At 56.1% G+C, this 23,435-nt stretch carries 26 protein-coding genes; 10 read left to right on the top strand and 16 right to left on the bottom strand.

Annotated features, from left to right (window positions below; all coding sequences use genetic code 11):
- Positions 1-23: 23 nt before the first annotated feature.
- From HZU72_RS13015 to HZU72_RS13000, 4 genes are read left to right on the top strand one after another with little or no spacing between them, the layout of a single operon-like run.
- Positions 24-527 carry a TRAP transporter small permease gene (locus tag HZU72_RS13015; protein WP_180092719.1) on the top strand — a complete coding sequence of 168 codons (504 nt, stop codon included), beginning with the start codon at positions 24-26 and terminating at the stop codon, positions 525-527.
- Positions 528-531: 4 nt separating this feature from the next.
- Positions 532-1,812 carry a TRAP transporter large permease gene (locus HZU72_RS13010; protein WP_180092717.1) on the top strand — a complete coding sequence of 427 codons (1,281 nt, stop codon included), beginning with the start codon at positions 532-534 and terminating at the stop codon, positions 1,810-1,812.
- Between the two features lie 24 nt (positions 1,813-1,836).
- Positions 1,837-3,435: a gamma-glutamyltransferase gene (ggt, locus tag HZU72_RS13005; protein WP_208458076.1), complete on the top strand. Its 1,599-nt coding sequence runs from the start codon at positions 1,837-1,839 to the stop codon at positions 3,433-3,435.
- Positions 3,436-3,460: 25 nt separating this feature from the next.
- Positions 3,461-4,147, top strand: a complete 687-nt coding sequence (locus HZU72_RS13000; protein ID WP_180092704.1) for a TetR/AcrR family transcriptional regulator — start codon at positions 3,461-3,463, stop codon at positions 4,145-4,147.
- Positions 4,148-4,184: 37 nt separating this feature from the next.
- On the opposite strand, the gene HZU72_RS12995 is transcribed toward HZU72_RS13000, so the two are convergent.
- Positions 4,185-5,024, bottom strand: coding sequence for an AraC family transcriptional regulator (locus HZU72_RS12995; RefSeq protein ID WP_180092701.1), 840 nt, complete (start codon positions 5,022-5,024; stop codon positions 4,185-4,187).
- A gap of 107 nt (positions 5,025-5,131) precedes the next feature.
- Between HZU72_RS12995 and HZU72_RS12990 the strand changes: the two genes are divergently transcribed.
- The gene (locus HZU72_RS12990; RefSeq protein WP_180092698.1) at positions 5,132-5,941 is read left to right on the top strand and encodes a sulfite exporter TauE/SafE family protein; all 810 of its coding nucleotides are present in this window, start codon (positions 5,132-5,134) and stop codon (positions 5,939-5,941) included.
- A gap of 176 nt (positions 5,942-6,117) precedes the next feature.
- Positions 6,118-7,041, top strand: a complete 924-nt coding sequence (locus HZU72_RS12985; protein ID WP_180092695.1) for a bifunctional helix-turn-helix transcriptional regulator/GNAT family N-acetyltransferase — start codon at positions 6,118-6,120, stop codon at positions 7,039-7,041.
- A 109-nt stretch (positions 7,042-7,150) separates the two neighbouring features.
- Here the strand turns inward: HZU72_RS12985 and HZU72_RS12980 are convergent, their stop codons facing one another.
- Complete coding sequence (locus HZU72_RS12980) at positions 7,151-7,669, bottom strand: cupin domain-containing protein (protein WP_180092692.1); 519 nt, start codon at positions 7,667-7,669, stop codon at positions 7,151-7,153.
- A 218-nt stretch (positions 7,670-7,887) separates the two neighbouring features.
- Here HZU72_RS12980 and HZU72_RS12975 point away from each other — a divergent pair, with 218 nt between their 5' ends.
- Positions 7,888-9,087: a multidrug effflux MFS transporter gene (locus tag HZU72_RS12975; protein WP_180092689.1), complete on the top strand. Its 1,200-nt coding sequence runs from the start codon at positions 7,888-7,890 to the stop codon at positions 9,085-9,087.
- Between the two features lie 50 nt (positions 9,088-9,137).
- On the opposite strand, the gene HZU72_RS12970 is transcribed toward HZU72_RS12975, so the two are convergent.
- From HZU72_RS12970 to HZU72_RS12955, 4 genes are read right to left on the bottom strand one after another with little or no spacing between them, the layout of a single operon-like run.
- Positions 9,138-9,986: an ABC transporter ATP-binding protein gene (locus HZU72_RS12970; protein WP_180092687.1), complete on the bottom strand. Its 849-nt coding sequence runs from the start codon at positions 9,984-9,986 to the stop codon at positions 9,138-9,140.
- Positions 9,983-11,026, bottom strand: coding sequence for a FecCD family ABC transporter permease (locus tag HZU72_RS12965; RefSeq protein WP_180092684.1), 1,044 nt, complete (start codon positions 11,024-11,026; stop codon positions 9,983-9,985). Before HZU72_RS12965 ends, HZU72_RS12970 begins: the two co-directional genes overlap by 4 nt.
- Complete coding sequence (locus HZU72_RS12960) at positions 11,023-12,114, bottom strand: FecCD family ABC transporter permease (RefSeq protein WP_235976103.1); 1,092 nt, start codon at positions 12,112-12,114, stop codon at positions 11,023-11,025. The genes HZU72_RS12965 and HZU72_RS12960 overlap by 4 nt, the downstream gene beginning before the upstream one ends.
- Positions 12,071-13,066, bottom strand: a complete 996-nt coding sequence (locus HZU72_RS12955) for an iron-siderophore ABC transporter substrate-binding protein (RefSeq protein ID WP_180092680.1) — start codon at positions 13,064-13,066, stop codon at positions 12,071-12,073. The genes HZU72_RS12960 and HZU72_RS12955 overlap by 44 nt, the downstream gene beginning before the upstream one ends.
- Positions 13,067-13,360: 294 nt before the next feature.
- Here HZU72_RS12955 and HZU72_RS12950 point away from each other — a divergent pair, with 294 nt between their 5' ends.
- A complete protein-coding gene (locus HZU72_RS12950) occupies positions 13,361-15,487 on the top strand; it encodes a TonB-dependent siderophore receptor (protein WP_180092676.1) in 2,127 nt (708 codons plus the stop codon).
- 81 nt (positions 15,488-15,568) lie between these two features.
- Here HZU72_RS12950 and HZU72_RS12945 read toward each other — a convergent pair whose 3' ends face one another.
- From HZU72_RS12945 to HZU72_RS12930, 4 genes are all read right to left on the bottom strand, one after another.
- A complete protein-coding gene (locus tag HZU72_RS12945; protein WP_180092673.1) occupies positions 15,569-15,865 on the bottom strand; it encodes a DUF1330 domain-containing protein in 297 nt (98 codons plus the stop codon).
- An 87-nt stretch (positions 15,866-15,952) separates the two neighbouring features.
- Positions 15,953-16,498, bottom strand: coding sequence for a hypothetical protein (locus tag HZU72_RS12940; protein WP_180092669.1), 546 nt, complete (start codon positions 16,496-16,498; stop codon positions 15,953-15,955).
- An 80-nt stretch (positions 16,499-16,578) separates the two neighbouring features.
- On the bottom strand, positions 16,579-17,877 hold the full coding sequence (locus tag HZU72_RS12935; protein ID WP_180092666.1) for a PQQ-dependent sugar dehydrogenase: 1,299 nt from the start codon (positions 17,875-17,877) through the stop codon (positions 16,579-16,581).
- Positions 17,874-18,302, bottom strand: a complete 429-nt coding sequence (locus HZU72_RS12930; RefSeq protein ID WP_180092663.1) for a DUF2231 domain-containing protein — start codon at positions 18,300-18,302, stop codon at positions 17,874-17,876. The genes HZU72_RS12935 and HZU72_RS12930 overlap by 4 nt, the downstream gene beginning before the upstream one ends.
- Before the next feature lie 358 nt (positions 18,303-18,660).
- Here HZU72_RS12930 and HZU72_RS12925 point away from each other — a divergent pair, with 358 nt between their 5' ends.
- Positions 18,661-19,038: a helix-turn-helix transcriptional regulator gene (locus HZU72_RS12925; RefSeq protein WP_180092660.1), complete on the top strand. Its 378-nt coding sequence runs from the start codon at positions 18,661-18,663 to the stop codon at positions 19,036-19,038.
- Between the two features lie 114 nt (positions 19,039-19,152).
- On the opposite strand, the gene HZU72_RS12920 is transcribed toward HZU72_RS12925, so the two are convergent.
- The 3 genes from HZU72_RS12920 to HZU72_RS24210 all read right to left on the bottom strand — a co-directional run bounded on the left by HZU72_RS12920 (position 19,153) and on the right by HZU72_RS24210 (position 20,339).
- Positions 19,153-19,533, bottom strand: coding sequence for a hypothetical protein (locus HZU72_RS12920; protein ID WP_180092657.1), 381 nt, complete (start codon positions 19,531-19,533; stop codon positions 19,153-19,155).
- Between the two features lie 85 nt (positions 19,534-19,618).
- Positions 19,619-20,044 carry a Rid family hydrolase gene (locus HZU72_RS12915; RefSeq protein WP_180092654.1) on the bottom strand — a complete coding sequence of 142 codons (426 nt, stop codon included), beginning with the start codon at positions 20,042-20,044 and terminating at the stop codon, positions 19,619-19,621.
- A gap of 187 nt (positions 20,045-20,231) precedes the next feature.
- Entirely contained in the window at positions 20,232-20,339 is a 108-nt protein-coding gene (locus tag HZU72_RS24210; RefSeq protein WP_371829545.1) for a hypothetical protein, read from the bottom strand.
- Between HZU72_RS24210 and HZU72_RS24025 the strand changes: the two genes are divergently transcribed.
- On the top strand, positions 20,313-20,435 hold the full coding sequence (locus HZU72_RS24025; protein WP_268896386.1) for a hypothetical protein: 123 nt from the start codon (positions 20,313-20,315) through the stop codon (positions 20,433-20,435). The two genes, HZU72_RS24210 and HZU72_RS24025, sit on opposite strands and share 27 nt — an antisense overlap.
- A 33-nt stretch (positions 20,436-20,468) precedes the next feature.
- Here HZU72_RS24025 and HZU72_RS12900 read toward each other — a convergent pair whose 3' ends face one another.
- From HZU72_RS12900 to HZU72_RS12890, 3 genes are read right to left on the bottom strand one after another with little or no spacing between them, the layout of a single operon-like run.
- Positions 20,469-21,917: an ATP-binding protein gene (locus HZU72_RS12900; RefSeq protein WP_180092651.1), complete on the bottom strand. Its 1,449-nt coding sequence runs from the start codon at positions 21,915-21,917 to the stop codon at positions 20,469-20,471.
- The gene (locus tag HZU72_RS12895; protein WP_180092648.1) at positions 21,886-22,572 is read right to left on the bottom strand and encodes a response regulator transcription factor; all 687 of its coding nucleotides are present in this window, start codon (positions 22,570-22,572) and stop codon (positions 21,886-21,888) included. The genes HZU72_RS12900 and HZU72_RS12895 overlap by 32 nt, the downstream gene beginning before the upstream one ends.
- Entirely contained in the window at positions 22,572-23,387 is an 816-nt protein-coding gene (locus HZU72_RS12890) for a MipA/OmpV family protein (RefSeq protein WP_180092645.1), read from the bottom strand. Before HZU72_RS12890 ends, HZU72_RS12895 begins: the two co-directional genes overlap by 1 nt.
- Between the last annotated feature and the right edge of the window lie 48 nt (positions 23,388-23,435).

Raw genomic sequence — 23,435 nt, 5'->3', positions numbered from 1 at the left:
TTTCATCGCTGGTGGAGTCCGCTATGCGCAAACTTGATCGCCTAATATCGCGTGCCGAGGAGGTTTTGATTGGCCTGCTGATTTTGTCCGCCTCGTTCATTCTTTTCGCCAACGTCATTGCACGCTACGTGTTCAACGATGGTTTTTCATGGGCTGAGGAGCTGGTGCGTTACCAAATTGTATGGATGGTGCTGCTTGGCGCGAGCGTTGCTGCGCGGCAAGGGATTCATATTGGGATCGATATTCTACGCAGGTTTAGTCCTCCCCTTATGGCGAAGTGGATAGAGTTGCTAGTTCATGCGGTTTCTATCGCTTTCTGCCTCTTCCTGGTGGTTTACGGTATCCAGTTAACTGAGCAAACCCATCGGTTCGGTCAGGTGAGCTCTGCTCTTCAGGCGCCTATGTGGATCGTTCAGTTGGCCATTCCAGTGGGCGCTCTCTTAATGGGCATTCGCTTTACCCAGCATTTCTTCCGGACGTTGCTTGGTCGAGAGCAAGCCTCTGCCCACCTTGATCAAATTGGATAAGAACATGGTCATCACCTTCCTGGTGCTATTAGCTGTTTTGATGTTAGTGGGAACGCCCATCTTTATTGCGTTGGCGGGTTCCGTCACGGTGGCAATGGGGAGTTTTAGCCATATTCCGTTGGCCATTGTTGCCGAGCGCTTGTTTGCCGGGTTGGATAAGTTTCCATTGATGGCGATACCCTTTTTTATTCTCACCGGTAGTTTGATGAGTGCGGGTGGGTTGTCACAGCGTATTATCCGCTTGGCCAACTTGTTGGTAGGACGCTTTACCGGTGGTATGGGGATGACGGCGGTATCAGCGAGTATGTTTTTTGGCGCTATTTCCGGATCGAGCCCGGCCACCGTTGTGTCGGTGGGCTCATTGCTCTATCCGGCCATGCGCAAGGAGGGATATTCCGGTCAATTTTCGATTGGCGTGCTGGTGTCTTCTGGGTCATTGGGCATCATCATTCCTCCTTCGGTAGTGATGATCGTCTACGCGGCTGTCACTGGGGTGTCCGTGGGTGCGCTGTTCATGGCGGGGGTGGGAGCCGGTTTATTATATGCCGCCTGTTTGTTGCCTTACTGTTGGTACCGCGCCAAAAAGGACGGTGTAACGCCCGTGGAGCCGCCCAGTTGGGGCGAAGTGTTAGCAGGATTCAAAGATGCTTCGTGGGGGTTAGGGGTTCCTCTCGTCGTCTTGGGTGGGATTTATCTGGGTATCTTTACGCCCACTGAAGCCGCCGCTGTATCAGTAGTATATGCCTTGTTGGTCTCAGCTCTGATTTATCGTGAGAAGAGCTTTGTAGAGTTATTCCAAAGCATGATTGAAGCGGCGACCACAACGGCTCAGGTAATGATTATTCTCGCGGCTGCCTCGGTGCTGGCGTGGTTTCTTTCCAGTAATGGGCTAGCGGCGATGTTGGCTAACGCTATCCTGTCGTTATCAGAAAATCCGTACCATATCTTCCTGCTGATCAATGTGACGGTACTGATTGCCGGCATGTTCCTCGATGCTTCCTCCATCATGGTGATTCTTGCACCCCTGTTTTACACCGTGGGCATGCGCGTTGGTATTGATCCTGTCCACTTGGGTGCAGTACTGACCGTGAATGGGGCGATTGGTATGTTTACGCCACCATTTGGCCTCAACTTGTTTGTGGCGGGCACTATCAACGGCGTCGATTACGTCCAGGCGGTACGTGGTGCATTGCCGTTTATTGGCATTGCTCTGTTTGCCTTGATACTGCTGACCTATATTCCTGCGATCAGTATGTGGCTACCCAATGTGGTGTATGGCGGCTAAACAGCCAAAATAAGGATTGTTGCAATGCCTACGAGTATAACTTCATCAGCGCTGGCGCATTCCCACAAGGGGGTGGTCACCAGTCCACACACACTGGCAACAGAAGCGGGGCTTGAAGTACTTCATAAAGGTGGCAATGCGGTTGAAGCTGCTATCACCATGGGGGCCTGTCTGGCAGTGACGTATCCGCATTTTACCGGGCTTGGCGGCGATGCCTTCATGATCATTGCGGATGCAAAGGGGGGTGTGCAAACCCTGTCAGGCATTGGCCAGGCGCCACAGGCTAAGTTGGAACTGTCTGGTCAATTGCCTGCGAGAGGGCCAGGTTCCATGTTAACGACGGCTGCCACGGTCGATACCTGGGGGCAGGCGCATGAGATTTCCCGTCAGAACTGTGGCGGCCAAATGGGCTGGGCAGCGCTGATGGAGCCAGCGATACAGCTAGCGAGGGAAGGCTTCCCGATAACGCCATCGCAGCGCTTTTGGCTTGATTTTCGTAGCGATGAGCTATCGATGATGCCAGGCGTGCGAGAGCACTTTATTCCAGGCGGGAAGATTCCCTGTGAGGGTGAAAAACTTTACCAGCCACAGCTGGCCGCTTCACTACAGTCCATTGCGACCCACGGCTACCGGGACTTCTATGAAGGGCAGTTGGGGGAGAAAATCGCCGCAGGACTGGCAGCGGCAGGGTCTCCGCTCACCGGCGCTGATCTGGCGGCTACCCGAGCACGAATAGAAACGCCGCTGTCTGTTCCTTACCGTGGTGGCGAGCTGTTGGCTCATCGCCCCCCAACCCAGGGTATGACGACACTAGAGATAATGGGTATCCTGGCGCGTTTTGACCTCTCCAGGATCGAAGAGGGCAGCGCCGATTATTACCATCTGCTGGTGGAGGCGGTAAAGCGCGCTTTCCTGGATCGTAATAGCTACCTGGCTGATCCCGACTTCGCGTCGGTGCCTTGTGAAAGGTTGTTATCGCCTGCCCATCTTGATGCTGAAGCGGCAAAAGTGGAGGCGGGGAAAGCATTGGATTGGCCCTTTGCTTATCAGCATGGCGATACAGTTTATCTGGCGGCAGCTGATCGTTTCGGTAATGCCGTCTCCATGCTGCAGACGATTTATTACGATTGGGGCAGTGGTGTCAGTGTCGGTGATACGGGGATTTTGTGGCATAACCGTGGTGCCGCATTCAGTCTTGATCCTGCTCATCCGAATGCGCTTGCCCCCGGGAAGCGTCCTTTCCATACCCTTAACCCGGGTATGTATCGTGTCGATGGAAAGCCTCGTTTACTTTACGGTACTCAAGGAGCGGATGGACAACCGCAAACCCTCGCTGCTGTGCTGACGCGCTTGATAGACTATGGCATGGATCCGCTCACAGCGCTTAAAGCGCCGCGCTTTCTACTGGGGCGAACCTTTTCCGATGGACGTGACACGCTAAAACTTGAGCAAGATGCGGGAGATGCTATTTTCGCTGAATTGACCCGGCGTGGTCATCAGATGAGCCCGCTACCCGTACAGAGTGCCCTGGCTGGCCATCCCGGCGCGGTCGTTATCGACCCGGCGAAAGGCTTTTACGCGGCTCATGACCCTCGCAGCGATGGCATCGCGTTAGGGCTATAGCACCAATAGAAACAAGGATGTGTACATGACAAAAAGCGATACGCTCGATGTGAAACAGAGTGCCCGTATCCGGGGAAAAAACCGCCGTAATGCTCATGAAACACGCGAGCGCCTGCTTCAAGCGGCGACTCAAGAGTTTTCCGAGCGCGGCTACGATGGCGCTCGCATGGAACGTATCGTGCGTGCAGCCGATTGTAATGTGCGCATGGTGTATCACTACTTCGATGACAAGGAAGGTCTTTACCTGACTGTTCTCGAACGAGTCTATGAGGAGTTGCGCGCCAAGGAGCAGGCACTCAATTTAAGCTATCTCGAGCCCGTTGCAGGTATGCGCGCGCTGGTCGAATTCACCTTCGATCATATGGCCGAGCACCCCGAGTTCACCAGCCTGGTACGCAATGAGAACCTGCTGGGTGGGCGCATGCTGCGCAAATCGAGCAAAGTCGTCCAGCAAACGACGCCGCTCGTAGGCATGATCCGGGATACCCTAAAGCGAGGGGAAGCAGCAGGGTTATTTCGCCCGGCTGTAGACCCTACCCAGCTCTACATTTCGATTCTTTCGCTAGCAATCATTCACATCAATCAACGCGACACGCTATCCATCATCTTTGAGCAGGATCTGGCTGACCCGGATTGGTTGACTGAGCGGCGTGCCCATGCGGTCGAGGTAATACTTTCCTATCTATGTGTTGAGTCCCGGGTGATTAAATAAGCGACAAGGCCTATCTGCAGGGTTCCGAATACCTCACCTACTTGCCCATCTGCTGCATAAGTTCACGACAGCAAACCAAGCCAGAGCCGCCGTCTTCCTCCGGCTGACGATTAGCCGCCCGAACGAAAGCGCTGGGAGATTGGCCAAGTACCTTGCGAAACATGCTGGAGAAAGCGGCTGGGCTGTCGTAGCCGAGTTCCAGTGCGGTTCGGGTAACGGAACTGCCAGACAGCAGCCTGGGAATAGCCGCCATCAGGCAGGCCTGTTGGCGCCATCGGCCAAAGGAGAGTCCGGTCTGCTGACGGAACAGGCGATTGAAGGTGCGCTGACTGCAATGTAACTGCCGCGCCCACTCCTCCGAAAGAGTGTGAATGCTCGGCTGGCCGAGAAACTCTCTGCACAGGCTGGCGAGTGGAAGGTCATAGGGCAGTGGCGCAAACAGTGGCAGGGCCTGAGCCTGTTCCAGTTCGTATAGGAGTAGTTGAGCCAGGGCACCGTCGCGGCCGTTTTCGTCATAGAGCGCGGGGATGTGGGCGGAAGCCAGCAGCAAGTGATGCAGGAGAGACGTCACGACCAGCACCTCACAGTTGCGTGAAGCGCGTGGCGCGACGTGGGGCTCGATATACAGGCTTCGGGTGCTCACCCCGTTCATGCGCACTTGGTGGCGCTTGCCCGCAGGTAGCCAGACGCCGCTATAGGGCGGCACCATCCAGGTACCGTCATCCGTATTGACTTCCATCATGCCGGTCATGCCATAGAGAAACTGGGCACGGCGATGGGTATGAAAGTCGAGGAGGGTACCGGGGCGGTAGTCAGTGCCGATGGCCACTATGGGCCGTGCCACATGATCCACGTCTGAAAGAGGTGTATTGAGCATTAGCGTTAACCTGGCTGAAACGCGTTGATGGTTGTCCGAATGACGAATGTCGGCCAACGCCCACCAGCATATAGTGCCTGCTGTTTGGTTTCATCAGGAGAGTGCCGGTGTATAGCGTATTGCTGCTTTGTGGCGGGTTGGCGGGAGTGACCACCGTATTGTTCGGTTTCGGTGGTGGGTTTGTGGTGGTTCCCTTGCTGTATACCCTGCTGATTTCCGTCCATGGGCCGGATAGTGGTATCGGTCAGGCGGCCATGCATATCGCGGTGGCCACCTCGACGGCGTTGATGGCGTTTGCGGCTTCCCTGTCCACATGGCACCACCATCTACGGCAGACCGTGCAGTGGCACCTGGTGCGTCCGCTGGTGGGTTATATTGCCATGGGCGCCGTGCTTGGCGCGGCAGCTGCCGTGTCGTTGAGCGGGGAGTGGGTGCGCTGGGCGTTTATCGGCTATCTGGGCATCACGATTGCGGATGCCGTTCTGCGGCCCGGTTTTCTGCATCAGTCAGGGAGTGATGTGCGTCCTATGGGGCGTGGAGTAACGGCGATGACGGGGACATTGATTGGTGCGGTGGCCGCCTTGCTGGGCGTTGGCGGCAGCGTGATGACCGTACCGCTCATGCGCCGGAGAGGCGCGAGTATGACGTCAGCCACTGCCATGGCCAATCCGTTGTCGTTGCCTATGGCGGTGAGTGGCACCGCGACGTATGTATTACTATCGGCAAATCACCCAGCGGTGGGGGCCTGGTATGCCGGTTATGTGGATCTGCGCGCCTTGCTGGTACTCGCAGTGGGCTCATGGCTCGGTATCCGTTTGGCGTCGACCTGGATCGGACGCATCCATGATCGTCTTCATGCCAGGGTGTACTTGCTATTGCTGACCATGGTGCTTGTGGTGATGGTTTTTGTTCATTGAGTGTTGCTTGCTTGGGAGATGCCTGTTTGGGAGATGTGTGGCGCTTAATATTCAGGTCGTCGCGCCGTCGAGTGAGCTTTATTTATTTAGCCAGTAGTTTCTTATGAGATCTTGTTGACATGGTTGCTAAAAGCAATTAATTATGTGCTTAAGGCAACTAACTGGAGGCCTCTTCCATGGCCGCAGAACAACGCGTGCATGAGCGAGCTGGAACGGTGCGAAGCTTCAACCGTTTCTACACACGTCAGATCGGTGTGCTGCACGAGCATCTTCTGGAAAGCCCATTCTCGCTAACGGAAGTTCGCATTCTGTATGAGCTGGCGCATCGGCCGATGCTTACCAGCTCGGATATTTGCCGGGAGCTGGGGCTCAATGCCGGTTACGTGAGCCGGGTGCTGAAAGGCTTCGAGAAGAAGGGGCTCATCACCAGGATTCCCTTGCCCTCCGATCGCCGGGCGGCGCAACTGCAATTGACTGATCATGGGCGGGAAACTTACCTGCCGTTGAGTGATGCGTCGCAGCGCGAAGTTGTTGCCATGCTCAAGCGGCTTTCGGAGCCTGAGCAACACCAGTTGATCGAGGCTATGCATCAAATCGAGAGCCTGCTTGGCGATACGAATTCGAACTACATGCTGCGCGATCCGCAGCCGGGCGATATGGGATGGATCGTCCATCGGCAGGCGGTTCTGTATGCCCAGGAGTACGGCTGGAACAGTGAATATGAAGCACTGACAGCAGACATCGTCGCCAAGTATCTGCGTGATTATGACCCGCAATGGGAACGGTGCTGGGTCGTCGAGAAGCAGGGAAGCGTCGTTGGCTCCGTGTTCATCGTTAGGGAAGACGAAGCGACCGCAAAGCTGCGGTTACTCTATGTCGATCCCTGCGCCCGAGGCCTTGGAATAGGTGGCCGTCTCGTCGATGAATGCCTAAGATTCGCCCGCCAAGCTGGCTACAAAAAAATCATCTTGTGGACCAACAGCGTTCTTATTGGTGCGCGAAAAATCTACGAAAGGGCGGGTTTCGAACTGGTTGAGGAAACGCCCCATCACAGCTTCGGTAAGGATCTTGTCGGTCAGGTTTGGAGCCGTGAGCTGTAGTGCCCACGCTGTGAGGCATCGCTCTGCCTAGGCAACGGCCGTGTACCGGACAGCAGAGGGGCGATAAATGACGGTTCTGTGGATACTTGTCTGCAGGGCCTTGCCTATTCTAAGTGGCTTCCCCCCACAGCCCAGCTAGAGGCCCGCCTACCGGAGAATTCTCGGGTAAGGCCACGGCAGCCACTCGTTCTTGTGCCGCCGCAAGCTGTGCGGTGGCGCCGTGCTCTATTTCCGGCTTTTGGCCGGGTGGGTAGGCGCCTACCATGCAGAAATCGTCGTCCGCCTCCAGGCTGGCATGCCCAACCCCCGCTGGCAGCACCAGTACATCGCCTGGGTAAAGCATCAGCTCTTGACCGTTAGGGCCGCCCAGCCGTGCCCGGGCCTGTCCACGGAAGATACCCAGTGCTTCATGGGCGGTGGAGTGAAAGTGGTCAAAGTCATACAGATGGTAGCGCCACGCAGGTGGCCAGCCGTGGCGCTTGAACATGCTTTCAAAGGCATCGGCCCGCTCCTGTGCATTGCTGATATCGAGAACCTGACGATAAATCAGCACTGGTAGAGGGGAGTTGGGGTAGCCGGTCGCTGCATCGCTGTCGAGATGAAGTCGCTCTGGCTGGGGGGTAGACATCCTTGCCTCCTCATTTCTCGTTGGGGTGTGCTTTCAGCATGTTTTTAAGAATAGTTTTTAATGCATAGCCGAGCAAACCGATAACAAACTGGCAGTGTGTTTCGTCGATTACCGCCCAGCAGCCCATCCCTCATTTTCTATTCGATTGCCTTGATAGCATCAGTCGGTATCATATCGTGGGTGTTGTCCATCATTACGCCCTTTTATCGCGAGCTTCTATGACCCAATCTAAAACGCCTTTCATTGTGGTGCTGAGTCTGGCAATGACCATGATGCTGGGCCCGTTTTCCATGGATACGTACCTGCCGGCTTTTCCGGTTATCGGCGAATCGCTGGGGATTTCTCAGCAGGCGGTATCGCTGAGCGTTTCAGTATATGTACTCGCGTTGGCGTTGGGGCAGCTAATCGGCGGTGCGCTTTCAGACCGCTTCGGTCGCCAGCGGGTGCTGATGAGCGGGCTGGCGATTTTTGCGCTCTCAAGCATCGTCATTGGTATGGCGGATTCTTTGAACACCCTGCTCGGCGGGCGGGCCGTTCAGGCCCTTGGCGCCGGTTTTACTCTGGTATCTGTGCCAGCGCTGGTGCGCGACAGAGTGGCGGGCCGCGACGCCGCGAAATTGTTCTCGATGATGGGTTTTATCATGGTGCTGGCGCCTGGCATCGCGCCAAGCGTGGGCAGCGCGATTCTGGCGCTGGGTTCCTGGCACGATATCTTTTTCGTCCTGGCGGTATACGCGGTGCTGCTGGTGCCGTTGCTGGTGCGGGTGATTTTTACCGGCACGGGCAAGGTGTCGCGTGCGAAGAGCCCTAAGATGAGCCTGCTGGCGCGTTACAAGCTGGTACTGTCGACAAAGCCGGCCTTGCCGTTCATCGTTTGGCAGGCCGCTTCTTTTTCTACCCTGATGATGTTCATCACCTATGCGTCATTTATCTATCAGGGGCATTTCGGCCAGTCGCCTTCAAGCTTTTCGATGCTGTTTGCGGCGAATATCGTCGCGATGCTTATCTTCAACATTCTCAATCGAGTGTTGCTTTCCAGGTTACCGTCACTGCGTATCCTGCAGTTGGCAACGGGCTGTCAGGCAGTGGGCATACTATTGCTGGTGATGGCTGCCTTTATGGATTGGTCGCTTTACGCCTTCCTCGCCGCCATGATGCTGACCATCGGCTCGATAGGGGCGATCTCGCCGAATATTCAGGCCTGCTTTTTGGAGTTCTTTCCCACCAGTGGCGGGACAGCCGCAGCGCTTCTGGGCGCAGCCCAGTTCGGTGTTGCCGGGCTGCTGAGCGCATTGTCTGCCATGTTGCCGCATACGCTTGAAGCGGTCATTCTGGCCATGGCCGCCTGTGGGTCGGTGGCGTATCTGATGCTTGCCCGCTCTATCATCAAAGGGCGTGCCGCTGTCGAAGCACCCTAGGTCAGGCCCTACTCACTTATTGCTAAAAGACCCTTGCCAAAAGCCTCGTGTTATTCAAAACACGGGGCTTTTTTATTTCGTGAGCATGCGTCGTTGGCGGTGTGGATTCCGCCATGCCGCCCGAGCGGTATCATCATCGGCTTGCCGGTGACGGGGTCTTCGATGACCCTGCTTTCCAGGCCAAATACCTCGCATACCATCTGTTCGGTCAGAATCTCTTCCGGTGTGCCTACTGCGTACACCTTGCCGTTGGCCATGGCGACGAGCCTGTCGGCGTAGCGGGCGGCTAGGTTGAGTTCGTGGAGCACCATCACGATAGTGGTGCCGCGCTGCCGGTTTAGGTCGGTGAGAAGGTCGAGCACGTCGACCTGGTGGTTGATATCCAGAAAGGTGGTGGGCTCATCCAGCAGCAGCACCTTGGTTTGCTGGGCAAGCGCCATGGCGATCCACACCCGCTGGCGCTGCCCGCCGGAAAGCTCGTCCACGTGGCGTTCGGCCAGCTCGCTCAGGTGGGTGGCGGCCAGGGCATCGGCGACGGCGGCTTCATCAGCCGAACTCCAGCGCTTGAACAGCCCCTGGTGTGGGTGGCGGCCCCGGCTGACCAGATCGAGCACGCTAATGCCTTCCGGGGCGATGGGCGATTGGGGTAGAAAACCTAACTGCTGCGCTAGTCGGCGGGTGGGTAGTTGGTGAATGGCGTGACCCTCCAGCAGCACACTGCCCTGCGTGGGCGTCAGTAGCCGTGAAAGTACGCGCAAAAGCGTCGATTTTCCGCAGGCGTTGGCGCCCACAATGGCGGTGGTCTGGCCGGCAGGCACGTTTAGGCTAACGTCATCCAGAATGGTGCGTTCCCCATAGCCTGCCACCAGGCCTTGGGCGAGTAGTGAGCAAGCGCTCATAGGGTGCCTCGGGTTTTATTGTCGCGAATGATCAGATAAACGAGATAAGGTGCGCCTAATACGCCGGTCACGATGCCTACTGGGTAGCGGGCGGGCAGCAGGAACTGCCCGACATAATCCCCGAACAGTACCAGCAGAGCACCCACCAGCGCGGCGGGCACCAGCAGCGAGCCGTTGCGGCCCATCAGGCGCGCCGCAATGGGGCCGGAAAGGAACGCCACAAAGGCCACCGGGCCGGAAACGGCGGTGGCAAACGCCACCAGTGCCACAGCGGTGATGACCACGACAACTCGCGTAATAGCCAGGCGAACCCCCAGCCCGGCGGCAAGGTCGTCACCCATGTGCAGGGTTTCAAGGTCTCGGCGGCGGCTCAATAGCAGCCCGCCGAACAGGAGCAGGGCGACCAACAGCGGCAGCGCTTGATCCAGCTGAGCGCCGTTGACGCTGCCAGTGAGCCAGCGCAGGGCTTCTTGTAGCGTCCAACTTGGCGCGCGCATTAAAAGATAGGCGGTAATACTTTGCAGCATCGCGGCCAGGCCAATGCCGATCAGAATCAGTCGCCCGCCGGTCACGCCTTGGCGCCAGGAGAGCGTGTAGATCAACAGCGCCACGCCCAGCCCGGCAGCAATTGCCACCATCGAAACCGCCGGGCCGCTCAGCGAGAGTACCACGATGGCAAACACTGCCCCGGTGCTGGCCCCGGTGCTGATGCCAATGATATCCGGGCTTGCCAGCGGGTTGCGCAGCAGAGTCTGAAAGGCGATGCCGCCCAGGCCAAAGCAGGCGCCTACCAGCACTGAAATCACCGCTCTGGGCAGACGCAGCTCACGCACGGTGAAACCAGCACCCGGTACTTCCGCACCGCCAAGTACGTGTAGTACCGTGGTTAGCGGCGTGAAGGACTGCCCCAGCATCAGGGTTAACAGCACACCTGCAAGCAGGCAGGTGCTAAGCACTGCAATCATGCGAGTACGGTGCTTAGCGTTCGTCCTTCTAATATGTCGGAAGTGGCTGATCACGCTGAGGGGCGGCTGGTTCATAGCGAGCCTACCTTGCGGTTGCGCACTATCCAGATAAACACCGGCGCGCCGACAAAGGCAGTCACGATGCCCACATCCAGCTCGGATGGGTGGGCCACCAGCCGTCCGGCCACGTCTGAAAACGTCAGCAGTACGGCACCACCCAGAGCAGAGAAGGGGAGCAGCCAGCGGTAATCGCCGCCCGCTAGCAGGCGGCAGGCGTGGGGTACGACCAGCCCCACAAAGCCAATCGGGCCGCACACCGCAGTAATCGGGCCGCACAACAGTACCGCCCCCACTGCCGACATGGCCCTGGCCACGGCTACCTTTTCACCCAGCCCTGCGGCGGTATCATCGCCCAGTGCCAGCATATTGAGCTTGCGCGCGGCGAGCAGGGTGATGACAAACCCCGTCACCAGAAAGGGTAGCACCGGAAGAAGCTGCTCATAGGTTGCGCCACCCACACCACCCACTAACCAGGATTGCACCAACCCACCGATATCACCCCTTGGAAGTACCACGGCGGTAGTAAGCGAGCTAAGTGCAGCGGTGATGGCGGCACCTGCCAATGCCAGCCTGAGCGGCGTGGCGCCGCCCTGGCCGAGGCTGGCAATCGCGTAAACCGCACAGGCCGAGATAGCGGCGCCAGCAATGGCTGTCCAGATGTAGCTGGTCGTCTCGTCGATACCGAACCAGGCAATGCCAATCACCACTGCTAATGCTGCACCGGCGTTAACGCCCAGAAGGCCGGGATCGGCCAGCGGGTTGCGGGTCAGGCCCTGCATGACCCCGCCAGAAACCCCCAGGGCGGCTCCGGCCAGCATGGCAAGTAACGTACGCGGCAGGCGGCTGGACACGGCGGCGTCGCCAATGGTTTCTACCTGGCCGCTCAGCGCGGCGACGATTTCCGGCCAGCCCACTTCTCGGACGCCGAACGCCACAGAGAGCGTGGCGGCAAGGCCAAGCAGAACAAACAGCGCTGCGCCGCCAGACAACCGACGGGCAGCGTTGCGTTTGGTACGAAGAGCGACTGAGCGATTAACGCTTGAGCCAGACGCCGGGCCGCTACTGTTGTGACTTGCGTGCGGCTTCTGAGAGCAGGTCTGCATAATCGTCCAGTAACCATGAAATCGACATGGGGGTAGGGTTGGCTGCTGTGCCTAGCGGGGTATTGCCGAGCATGACAATGGCGCCGTTTTCTACCACCGGCAGGCGGGAGGTAAGCGGGTGCGCGTTGAGCTGATCGATCAGCGGCTGACCACCGTAGGTGACGAGAATATCCACATCGTTGAGCTCATCAATCAGTTCAGAGCTGATTTCGCCAGCGAATTTGCCGGGAGTGGAGTTCTGCTTGACGACCTCAGGCGAGGCCAGCCCCAGGTCATGGAAAAACCGCACCCGCGCGTCGTTGTCGGTGTAGAACGAAATGCGTCCCAGGTTGGTGGGGTCAAGGTGGGTCACGAACATGGCCGTCTTGCCCGCCAGCTCTGGGTGGTTTGCGGCGGTGTCGGCAATCTGCGCCTCGATTTGCTCGATGAGCGCCTGGCCTTCCTCCGCCATTCCTGTCCCTGCGCTATTCAATTGGATCATATCGCGCCAGTCGGTCGCCCAAGGGCCTTGGGGATAGGCTACCACCGGGGCTATCTGACTCAGGGTGGTGTAGTCCGCCTGGCTAAGCCCCGAGTAGGCCGCCAGAATCACATCGGGCTGGCTGGCAGCCACGGCTTCAAAATCAATCCCATCGCCTTCGTCGAACAGGGCTGGGGGCGCGGTTCCCAGTTCGCCAAGCCGGGCTTCCACCCAGGGCAGCAGCCCGTTGCCGTTGTCGTCGCCAAAGTTGGCAGCCGCAAATCCGACCGGTACCACGCCAAGCGCCAGCGGCACTTCGTGATTGGCCCAGGCCACGGTCGCTACCCGCTCGGGTTTCTCGGAAAGCACCGTGGTGCCTAGGGCATGTTCGATTTCAAGGGGATACGGCTGCGCGTTAACGGTCACAGCGCTGAGACTGCACGCAGCGATAAGCGCCACGCAAGTGGCCAGACGTTGATGGAGCGATGCCATCGCTTCCTCCGAAAGCTTGAGTCTTTGAAATGGCTCTTTGCTAACGCCTTTTGAAACCGCTCTTTGAAAATAGCGTGCCCCACCGAGAGGTAAGTTCGCGATGTAGATGGGGTTGGCAAGCGGATCAGGTAGCGCATGGTGTGTTGCCAGTACAGTCAGTTATTAAAATAAATGATTATGATTGACATTAGCACTATTGACTCGGTGATGCTAGCTTTGGATACTCTTCCTGCTTTTCAAAAGAAAGCCATAAGGCGAGCAGGGCAGGTTTATTCATTTCAAGGGATCTTCAACATGACTGATAGCAGCAGCACCGTCCGGCGCAACGCAAGTTGGTTACGGTGGCAGCAGACCACTACCGCCATTCTGTGCGGCACGACGCTGGTGACTATTCCCATGATCGGGAACGCCCAGGAGACCGGCGAAAGTAGTGAAGATAATGAGGGCTATCGCCTTGCTCCCATTATCGTCAATGCTCAGGCCTACGCTGATGATGATGCCAACTCGATAGTGGCCCAAGAGTTATGGGTCGGTGGTAAGGTGGCCACCAGTATCCTTGATACCCCCGCTTCCGTGTCGGTCGTCACTGAGAAGGAGATTGAGCAGCGCAACGCCTCTACCACCGAGGAAGTGCTGCAATATACGCCAGGCGTCCTCACTGATTATTACGGCACCGATGACCGTAACGACTATTTTAAAATTCGCGGTTTCCAGGCCACCACCTACCGTGACGGGCTGACACTAGGCTCAATGCGCGGTGTACGTGAGGAGCCTTACGCCTACGAACGCGTTGAGGTGTTGCGTGGCGCCAACTCCACCCTGTTTGGCCCAGCGGATCCGGGTGGTTCGGTCAACTTCGTGAGCAAACGACCACGGTTTGAGCGTTTTGGGGAGGGCTATCTCTCTTACGGCTCGTTTGACGCAAAAGAGGCCGGTGTTGATGTGGGTGATACGCTGAACGCTGACGAGACAGTTGCCTACCGTTTCACCGGCACCATTAGGGACAGTGACCGCGAATACGATCACTCCAAAGACAACAACGGCTTCCTGATGGGGGGCCTGACCTGGGAGCCGACGGCGTACACCTCCGCAAGTGTTATCTTCGATTACCTGAAGCGTGACGACACCCCTAACAGCGGCGGTTATCCACTCGACCGGGAGTACGATCGCAGCGAGTTCTTTGGTGAGCCTGATTTTAATTATCACGATGTCGAGCGTACCAGCCTTACCGGGCAGCTCACCCATGATTTCAACAACGGGCTGACGCTGCGGGGTAATCTGCGCTATAGCGACCTGACCGATGACTTCGGCTACGTTTATATCACTGACTCTGCGGCACGAGTTGGCAGCGTGGTGGATCGCGACTACTTTGGCTCCGACAGCGAAGCCCAGGAGTTGATCGGTAACGCTATCCTGCAATACGACGCTCGCTTTGATCAGGTCGATAGCAGCACGCTCGTAGGTGTCGAGTATCGCGATGCCTCAACCGAAGACCGTTCGTTTTACGGGGATGCGACCTCCATTGATATCGCAAATCCCGTCTTTAGCGGTGCACCGAGTAGCCTGAACGTCTATAGCAGCAACAAGCAGGACTTCACCACCGAGTCGGTCTTCCTGACCCAGAATTTGTCTTTCTATGACCGATTCATCGTGACAGCAGGCGTGCGCAACGACGCTCTGGATATCTCCAGCACCAACATGGCTGGTGACACCGATTCAGACGACTACTCGGAAACCTCCGTTCGCGGGGCGTTGACCTATCGCGTCACCGACGAAATTTCCACCTATGTCAGCATGGTGGAGTCGGTCGCACCACCCACGGTTGGCGTCGATCCTGAACGGGGCGAACAGTACGAAATTGGTGCGAAATACGCTCCCTTTGGTACGAATGCGCTATTTTCTGCGGCCATCTATGACCTAACCAGGGATGACGTCACCATCGCGGTTGTACAGGACAATGGCGTTATCGAGCGGGAAACCGTGGGTGAATCCCGCGTGCGGGGTCTTGATCTGGAGGCCAAGGCTGAGTTGACCGATAGCCTTAGCGTGGCCGGTGGTTACTCCTATATGGAGTCGGAAGTGGTGCGCGACAGTAACGCATCCAGAGAAGGTAACGAGTTCGCCGCAGCACCCAAGCATACGGCGTCGCTGTGGGGCTACTATACCTTGCCAAGCCAGGATATGAGTGTTGGCCTCGGCGCCCGTTACATCGGCTCCTACTACTTTGATGCCGCCAATACGTCAAAAAGCAGTGCGGCAACGCTCTTCGACGCTGCCTTCAGCTACCAGCTCACCAAAGACGCCGACCTAGCCGTCAACGTCAGCAACTTGCTCGACGAGCAGCACGTGGTCGGTTCCAGCACGGCCGATTACTATAATCCGGGGCGTGAAATAAGCGCGAAAGTGAGCTATCGCTGGTGATGTAATTCCGCCTATATCCCAGAGGTAAAGTAACGGCAAAACGCCCCGACTTGAACATTCAAAGCGGGGCGTTTTTGGTATTTAGACCTCTGTTAGTCCATCAACGATAAAAACGCGGTAGTCGGCACCTTGGAAGCGATGCTTGCGGGCTTCCTGGTAGGCGGGGCTTTGGTACCAGGCGCGGGCGGCAGCCATGTCCGGGAAGCGCAGAATCACCGCACCTTCCATAGCGCTACCTTCAAGCACTTCAATATCACCATAAAAAGCGAGCGGTTGCGGATCGTGGCCTTCGCGAGCGGCTTTTGCCTTTTCGCCGTAACGCTCCATTTCCTGGGCGTCGTGAGTGTGTTCTCGAGTCAGTACGACATAAGCGGGCATTAAATTATCCTTACGTAACCATTAAAAAGCAGCTAGAGCATATCATTAGCTCAAAGCTGAACTGCATGAGAAAAGCACAATCGACCGCTACTCGGCTTTTGTAGGGCCATTGGCAGCGATACTTAGCGTTTGTTCACTCGTGGGGACTACCACAGCTGCGGTTTCCAGCCGTCTTTTTTCCAGTGCCGCCAAGGCGATTTTATAGCAATCGTCGATATGGCTGTTACCCATGTACTTCATGGCTGTAAAGCTAATGCTGCCTGCCACGACGCTGCCTACGAAGGGGACGAACTTAGCGACCCCCTTTGCTGCTACCTTGCCAGCCATCTTATTTAGCAATACCACGATAAGCTTTCTGGTGATGTATTTGCCTGCCATCTTGCTGCCGGTATTGGAAATGACCGTCATCACAAAAAGCTTGGATTCTGTATCCAGGCTGTCGATCTGTTCAGGCGTTAAGCCAAATTTTTCATTAATTTTGGGAATTAACCGCATCAATATGGCGACGTCTGAGCCAATATCTAAGCCCGGTATGGGGATAACCGCAGTGCCAGCTGACAGGCTTGAACTCTTGGTGACCATCGAATGACACGCTTTTCTTATCGCTTCGAGCTCTTCGAATGATTCGATCATATAACGTCCTTGTTAGCTCAAATGGAAAAGGCGGCAGTCTAAGCGACTGCCGCCTTCCTTGACGCTGTTGGTAAAGCGTTTTACTCGTTACCTTCATAGGTCACGCGCCAAACGGCGTTCGTCAGGTCATCGGCGATGATAAGGGCGCCGTCAGGGTCGATAGTGACCCCAACCGGGCGGCCGCGGGTTTTACCGTCGTCGGTAAGAAAGCCTGAGACAAAGTCAATCGGGTCACCATCGGGTTCACCGTTGCTGAAGGGCACAAAAACAACTTTATACCCCACAGGGTCATTGCGGTTCCAACTGCCGTGTTCGCCGATAAACACGCCTTCCGCGAATTCGTCGCCCATTTCAGGAATGGAAAAGGCGAGCCCTAACGGCGCTACGTGCGAACCCAGACCGTAATCGGGCGCTATCGCCGATTCCACCTTGTCAGGGTTCTGTGGGCGAACGCGTGGGTCGACATGCTGTCCCCAATAGCTGTAAGGCCAGCCATAAAAGCCACCTTCCTGTACGGTCGTGAGGTAGTCAGGAACCAAGTTGGGCCCCAGTTCATCCCGCTCGTTGACCACTGCCCATAGCTGGCCTGTATCCGGCTGAATGGTGAGCGCTGTAGGATTGCGTAGGCCAGAGGCGTAAGGCCGGTGCATACCGGTTTCGGTATCAATTTCCCAGACCTCAGCCCGATTAACTTCCGCAGCCATACCACGCTCGGTGATGTTGCTGTTGGAGCCAATACCCACATACAAGAAGTCACCGTCGGCGCTGGCGGTCATCGCTTTCGTCCAGTGGTGATTGATTTCAGAAGGTAGTTTGGTAATCTCTTCCGGCGGCCCACTGGCTTCGGTTTGGCCTTCCTCGTAATCAAAGCGTACGAGTGCATCCTGGTTAGCTACATAGAGATTGTTATCAACTAATGCCAGCCCATAGGGGGCATTGAGATTTTCGGCAAACACTGACTGCTCGTAACTGCCATCGCCATTTTCATCGCGCAGTAGAGTTAAGCGATTGCCGCTCTCAACAGAAGTGGTGCCCTGGCTTTTTATATAACCCGCAATAAAGTCTTTTGGCCTCAGCCTCAGCCTCGGCGCGTTGCCGCCACTACCTTCAGCTACCAGGATATCGCCGTTTGGCAGTACCAGCGTTTGGCGCGGCACTTTAAGGTCGGTAGCAATGGCCGTAATGGCATAACCATCAGGGACGGTGGGTAGCTGGTCACCCCATTCAGTGGGCTCCGGCACTGTCATGTCGGGCAAGAGCCCGCGCTGGGGTTCTGGCAGTGTGGGGTTAGCCCCGTATTGTTGAGCATTTTGAGCGTTGGCGCTACCTGCCAACAGTAGAGCCGATAGGGGTGCAGCATAAAGGCTGGTAAGTTTCATGACTTACCCCCGGTGCCAAGGCGAGAAAAGCCCACCCAAGTGGCCGTGCCCGCCAGCAATACAACGACGATCGAGAGAGCAAAACCGGCAGGCATCATGGCCCAGGCGTCCCGGGCATGGGCCAACGCATTAACCAAGGCAAGTATCCAGGTAAGCAGTAGGAGCGCTGGATAAATCATAAGTGCGAGGTTGCGATCTGCGGCGCGAAAGAAGCCGACAATCGAGCATAAAAACGCCAGACCTGTAAAAACCAGCCCGCCTACGTTTAGCCAGGAGGCAAAAGTAGCCCACTGGATGTGGTAGCTCGTTGAGTACGCGTAATCGCACAACATGGCGCCAACAAAGAGAGGAAGAGTTCCGACAAGTAGTACAGTGTGAAGCGGATGCAGTCCGCGACGATAAGTGTGTTCACTAGAGGCTTTCACGGCAAACTCCTTATGCTGTTCAAGCGAATTGGTTTGCCTGGGGTGGCGTGAGCCAAGCGTCTCAAACCATCCCAGGCGACGACGTCATTTTCGTTAGGGCGAAGTATAGTCGACGATTTGGAGCTTGCCCAAAGTGAAGCAAGTAGGCGGTAGTGATATTGAGTTTCCCATGCCGGTTGCGCGGAAGAGGGCGCCTAGTTTGCCGCCCTACGGGCCTACATCCGATCCGCCTTTGCTGCAACCCTGAAGAGATCGCAGAGACGGTCTGCTTCCTCATCAACGCGTACCGCATGTCGGTAGCTCCCTTGTCGCCCAGTACCTCGCTCATATTATGCTTGTCCAGGCGTTAAGGCTGTATGTGGCTGAACTGGCAGAGGAAGGGGCGGGATGGTTTTTTGGTGTAGCGGACAAGCAGTTGGGGCTGGCCATTAATGCAATTCATGCTGAGCCTGCATATCGCTGGACACTACCGTCATTGGCCGAACGCGCCTGGATGTCTCGTTCGGCCTTTGCTCAAAAATGCAAAGAGATAATTGGGTCATCACCCAGGGAATATGTGACGCACTGGCGTATGCTTCTTGCGGTGGATAGGTTAAAGAATTCCAGTGATCCTGTTTCCGTTATATCACCCTCCCTTGACTGCCCGAAAGCGCGTTCAGCACCGCTTTCAAACGTGTCATGGGAGCTCCGCCACGGCAGTATCGTGGCACGCTCTTCAATTCTGAGCACGGTTTAGTTGGAGGGGGAACTGCTTAGCAGATTTTTCGAAATTCGCTCTCGGGTTTACGCCTAAGCATTTATAAATGGCCAGTTTGTCATCTGACCTTTAACATGACTATTAAGAAATGTTTTATACCAACAAATATATAACGACGAGAACCCCAGTACCTGCCACTCCAATTGTATTGGTGAACTCTATTATCTCATCCTCAGTATAACTCAACAGCCAAACTGTAGTGCCTTTAGTTTTAATTTGTGAAAATATCAAGGTCGTAGAACTAGCTTCAACGCTGAAGACGGCAATGATGATTTCAATTGATTCTGCATTAAACAGAATCATGGGTAACGCCAAAAAAGAAGTTAAAGAGAGTGTTATGCGTAGCGTAAAATACTGTAAATAGCTTAACGTTCCAGGATTTTTCGACAGCCAGATGTCTGAAAATAATGTTTGTCGCTCCACGCTAAACTTTTGAAAAAAGCACTTGGAGTGTGAAGGTTCAGTTACAAGCATGTCGTTACTCTCTTTTTGAACGACCGTTTAGGCGGGCTGTGCGGTGTTTAACGAGCAGCGTTATTATTTTGTGTGTTACGGTCATTTAGCTGTTTAAGGCAAAACCCGGCAGTACTGCCTCAGCCTCGATAGCGATCAGCCATTCCGGTTCGGCAAGGCCGTACACAATCAACCAAGTAGCAGCTGGCGGTGCGATGGGGAAGCGATGCTTCAACGCTTCTGTTACCGCATGCTGGTCGTAGCGAGCGGCTTCGGCTAAGTAGATTCTCAGCATCACTACCCGTAAGAGATCGCCACCGAGGCTCGATAGTAACCGTTCGATATTATCCAGTGCCGCCTCTGTCTGCTCGGGAAGTTCGGGGCCCGCCAGCTCTCCTGTGTTATCCACCCCAACCTGGCTAGACATCAATACACGAGAGCCTCCCTGAACTAATACGGCTTGGCTATGACCTTCGATCAAGGTATCGGTCAGGTTGGACGGATTTAAGGGTTTGCGTCTTAAAATTTGCATTACAACCTCCTTCCTCAGCTCATAGGTTCGCTTGCAAGAATTATTGATCGGTCAATCGTGCGTGATGCTCTGTTGGGTTAGTAATTATCGCTAGTTGACAATATCGGCCTACTTTACTTTCTCGTTTCTTACTGAAAGTACGTTTGCATCAAAACGGTCTCTAGCGAAGAGTGCGCAAGCATCCCACTTAAAGCAGGCCTGCCGTGAGCGCCTTGAGTGTGGCTGCAGCACGTGTGGCACAGTTTAGTTTTCGGAAAACACTCTCAACATGGGTACCGACGGAGCTGGGGCTGATACCCCGAGCGCGGGCGGTTTCTTTATTACTCGCACCATTGATAACCAGCCTGGAGACGTTGTGCTGGTTGACCACTCCTGGGGTGGCTGGCGATGACCGAGGCGGGGAACCACCCATACCATTGCCTTTTCAAATGACCTTGGGTGGGCATTCATCTTGACGGTGGTACACTCGTTCGTTGGTAATATTTTCGCTGGAATCGCTTTCACTGGCCTCATTTTCTTTGCATAAAGTCATGATCAACCCGGGATGAGCGTTATGGGCCGAAAGCTCCCAACCGTGCGCCATGGCAATCTCCTGGCAGATGGCCAGCCCTAAGCCTGCTCCATGGTCGCGCCGATGCGCCCCACGCCAGAAGCGTGAGAACAGCAGGGCCAATTGCTCTGGTTCGACGCCTGGGCCACGGTCACGCACAGTTATTATATTTTCCTGGATCTCCATGCTGACGAGAGTCTGCTCGGGTGCATGCTGAATAGCGTTCTCCAGCAAGTTCTTGAGCAGGGTGAAGCATGCCCCGCGATCAGCTTTCCATGTCACCCCTTGATCCGCGGCAAGCACCGTTAAATGCACGTCGGCGGATTCAGCCATACGCTGCAAGTAGGTGGAGGTTTCGTGGGCGATATCCTGCATCCGAACTACGGTAAACTGGTAGCTGTGCGCCTCGCTCGCTTCGGCCAGAAGTAGCAGTTGTTGCACCTGCCGCGTCATGTATTCGACATCGCTCAATAAGGCCTCGCGATCATTCCGGCCCTTCTCAAGCAACTCAACCTGCCCGCGGATCAACGCCAGTGGTGTTTTTAACTCGTGTGCTGCATGGCCGAGAAACTCCTGCTGTAGGCGATAACCTCGCTCAAGGCGTTCCAGGGCGTGATTGAAGCTATCCACCAGTGGCGCAATCTCCGCGGGCACCGCGTCCGTATTCAGTCGGGCGTTGATGGAGCGCGGCGAGATGGCCGCCGCGGACTCAGATACGTCTCGCAATGGCTTGAGGGTGTAGCGCAGGGTAATATAGGCGCATAACCCGAAGGCGACGAACAGCACGATTCCGAACACCGCCACGGCAGCGACCACCTGTGGAAAGGCCACGGTATAGACGACATCGAGGAACCTCGCACTGACCGCGAATTGCAGATACCACCTTCGCCCCTCATGCTCGAGGGGCTGCGTGGCGCCGTAGAAGGTTTTTCCCTCATGCTCGAAGGTGAAGTTGCCGCGTGCCAGCCGAACAAGATCGCCGTCGGCCGGCCAAAACTCCTCTCCTGAGCTCGAAAAGACGGCCACGTTTCCGGCTTCATCCAGAATCCGGTAAGCCGTTTCGCGCTGCGGACCCTCGTACAGCCAGGCGCGGTCTTCCAGACTCGAGTCGAAGCCGATGGGCCCGCCACGGCTGTCGAACTCGATATTGTCCACCAGCCCCTCGGCGGCGTCGGCCAGGTCCATCCGCGCCAATACATTGCTCTGCAGCAACGCAGTCGCCGCTATCACCAACAGCATGATGCTGAACACCATGCCCGCCACATAGGCCAACAGGATCTTCAACCTTAGACTATTTAGTGTTATCCGCTTGACGAAGCGCATATCCCATTCCTCTGACGTTGGCGATCTGCTGGCGCGAGCCGACAGCAAGCAGCTTGCGGCGTAAACGGTGCAGGGCTACATCCAAGGCGTTCGGTGTTACCGCCTCGCTTAGGCCCCAGGCCGCCGCCTCCAGCGCGCTGCGGCGTACTACTTCATCGTGCTTGTAGAGAAGTAGCTGCATAATATGCAGCTCCGCCGGGGCAAGGGTAATACTCTCGTTTCCGCTGAACAGAACGCCGCTTTCCGTATGCAGTCTAAGGTCGCCGTGAATGGGGTCGATTGAATGGAATTCCGCAGGGCGGCGTAGCAAGGCACGGACACGTGCCACCATCTCATCCATGGCAAACGGCTTGGGAAGGTAGTCGTCGGCACCGGCTTCGAGGCCTTCTAGCCTGTCATGCAGCGCATCGCGTGCCGTTAACACCAGGCAGGGCACGCTAAGGCCCGCGTTGCGCAACTTCTTGAGCAATAGCAGCCCATCGCCATCCGGCAAGCCACGATCTAGTACCAGTGCCTGGTAGGGCATCTGCTGAACGGCAGCCCAAGCCGAATCAATGCGGTCGACCACATCAACGCCGATACCGGCGTCCACCAGCCCTTTGCACATCAAGTGGGCTAGCCGGTCATGATCCTCGATCAGCAGTATGCGGCTCATCAGAAGTGGTACATGTAGCCGAGTAGAACACGGTTGATAGTTGAGTCATCCACCAGTGGGCTATCCTTGGTCTCGGAGGCGAGGGTCGTTGCCTGAACGTCAAACATTATGGAGTGGTGGTTGTTGAATCTGTAGACACTTTGCAAGCCTATTTCGGCACTGACGCTAGACTCCCCCTGATATTCGGGCCGGCCGGGCCGAGCTTCATTTGATCGTACCCCATAATAGTAATCGACATAATTGTCATCATGCCATGTAGCGCCGATGTGTGGTGTTAGCGTCAAGTGCGCGCCCATTTGCCATGATCTGTCCAAGCCTAGGTTGAGGCGTTGCCCTTTGCTATTGCTGGCAACGTCGTGCGTCCAATCGGCACTTACATTGGCGATGCTGGTCTGCCACTCCACTTTTGCGCCCGCCCAGAGTCCGCTTTCGCGCTCCTCCATGCCTTCCAGCACCCAAGAGTCGCCGGGTTCGTAACCTGAACCGTCCCAACGGCCAATAAGGCTGAAATTGATCTGGTTCGACTCGCTGAGTGTCAGATCAGGCAGTTTGGCTTCCAGCGTTGTCCCGAAGAACCGCACGTAGCGGTTCTCGACATACAACAAAGGAAGGGCGGTGTTATCGCGATCCACATCGGTATAGGGCTCTTGACTGCTAACGGCGCCTACCCCCAACCCCCAGGTAGTTTCGTCTGAGTTAGCTTCGTCGGCGAACGCCACCGGAGAAGCAATAACAAGACCACTGATAAACGCGGTTGTCGCCAATCTCATAGAGGTGAGATGGCCCTTCAGCAATAGCGATTGATGAGAACCCATGGGTGCACTCCTAGCATGTTGTGTAGGGGGAAAGTGCTATCATCAGAA

It is taken from the genome of Vreelandella sedimenti (genome assembly GCF_013416325.1).
In the GTDB taxonomy this organism is placed as follows: Bacteria; Pseudomonadota; Gammaproteobacteria; order Pseudomonadales; family Halomonadaceae; genus Vreelandella; species Vreelandella sedimenti.
Note: the sequence above shows the minus strand (reverse complement) of the source record. Positions and strands in the feature narration are given on the sequence as shown.

Bases quoted from the DNA above. Each gene is read 5' to 3' on its own strand.
- HZU72_RS12995 (WP_180092701.1), bottom strand. From the start codon at position 5,024: ATGCTCAATACACCTCTTTCAGACGTGGATCATGTGGCACGGCCCATA.
- HZU72_RS24025 (WP_268896386.1), top strand. From the start codon at position 20,313: ATGGGTACCGACGGAGCTGGGGCTGATACCCCGAGCGCGGGCGGTTTC.
- HZU72_RS12955 (WP_180092680.1), bottom strand. From the start codon at position 13,066: ATGGCATCGCTCCATCAACGTCTGGCCACTTGCGTGGCGCTTATCGCT.
- HZU72_RS13010 (WP_180092717.1), top strand. From the start codon at position 532: ATGGTCATCACCTTCCTGGTGCTATTAGCTGTTTTGATGTTAGTGGGA.
- HZU72_RS12940 (WP_180092669.1), bottom strand. From the start codon at position 16,498: ATGATCGAATCATTCGAAGAGCTCGAAGCGATAAGAAAAGCGTGTCAT.
- HZU72_RS12900 (WP_180092651.1), bottom strand. From the start codon at position 21,917: ATGCGCTTCGTCAAGCGGATAACACTAAATAGTCTAAGGTTGAAGATC.
- HZU72_RS12965 (WP_180092684.1), bottom strand. From the start codon at position 11,026: ATGAACCAGCCGCCCCTCAGCGTGATCAGCCACTTCCGACATATTAGA.
- HZU72_RS12985 (WP_180092695.1), top strand. From the start codon at position 6,118: ATGGCCGCAGAACAACGCGTGCATGAGCGAGCTGGAACGGTGCGAAGC.
- HZU72_RS12960 (WP_235976103.1), bottom strand. From the start codon at position 12,114: ATGCAGACCTGCTCTCAGAAGCCGCACGCAAGTCACAACAGTAGCGGC.
- HZU72_RS12975 (WP_180092689.1), top strand. From the start codon at position 7,888: ATGACCCAATCTAAAACGCCTTTCATTGTGGTGCTGAGTCTGGCAATG.
- HZU72_RS12915 (WP_180092654.1), bottom strand. From the start codon at position 20,044: ATGCAAATTTTAAGACGCAAACCCTTAAATCCGTCCAACCTGACCGAT.
- HZU72_RS12890 (WP_180092645.1), bottom strand. From the start codon at position 23,387: ATGGGTTCTCATCAATCGCTATTGCTGAAGGGCCATCTCACCTCTATG.
- HZU72_RS12950 (WP_180092676.1), top strand. From the start codon at position 13,361: ATGACTGATAGCAGCAGCACCGTCCGGCGCAACGCAAGTTGGTTACGG.
- HZU72_RS12980 (WP_180092692.1), bottom strand. From the start codon at position 7,669: ATGTCTACCCCCCAGCCAGAGCGACTTCATCTCGACAGCGATGCAGCG.
- HZU72_RS12970 (WP_180092687.1), bottom strand. From the start codon at position 9,986: ATGAGCGCTTGCTCACTACTCGCCCAAGGCCTGGTGGCAGGCTATGGG.
- ggt (WP_208458076.1), top strand. From the start codon at position 1,837: ATGCCTACGAGTATAACTTCATCAGCGCTGGCGCATTCCCACAAGGGG.
- HZU72_RS13000 (WP_180092704.1), top strand. From the start codon at position 3,461: ATGACAAAAAGCGATACGCTCGATGTGAAACAGAGTGCCCGTATCCGG.
- HZU72_RS12945 (WP_180092673.1), bottom strand. From the start codon at position 15,865: ATGCCCGCTTATGTCGTACTGACTCGAGAACACACTCACGACGCCCAG.
- HZU72_RS12895 (WP_180092648.1), bottom strand. From the start codon at position 22,572: ATGAGCCGCATACTGCTGATCGAGGATCATGACCGGCTAGCCCACTTG.
- HZU72_RS12935 (WP_180092666.1), bottom strand. From the start codon at position 17,877: ATGAAACTTACCAGCCTTTATGCTGCACCCCTATCGGCTCTACTGTTG.
- HZU72_RS12920 (WP_180092657.1), bottom strand. From the start codon at position 19,533: ATGCTTGTAACTGAACCTTCACACTCCAAGTGCTTTTTTCAAAAGTTT.
- HZU72_RS13015 (WP_180092719.1), top strand. From the start codon at position 24: ATGCGCAAACTTGATCGCCTAATATCGCGTGCCGAGGAGGTTTTGATT.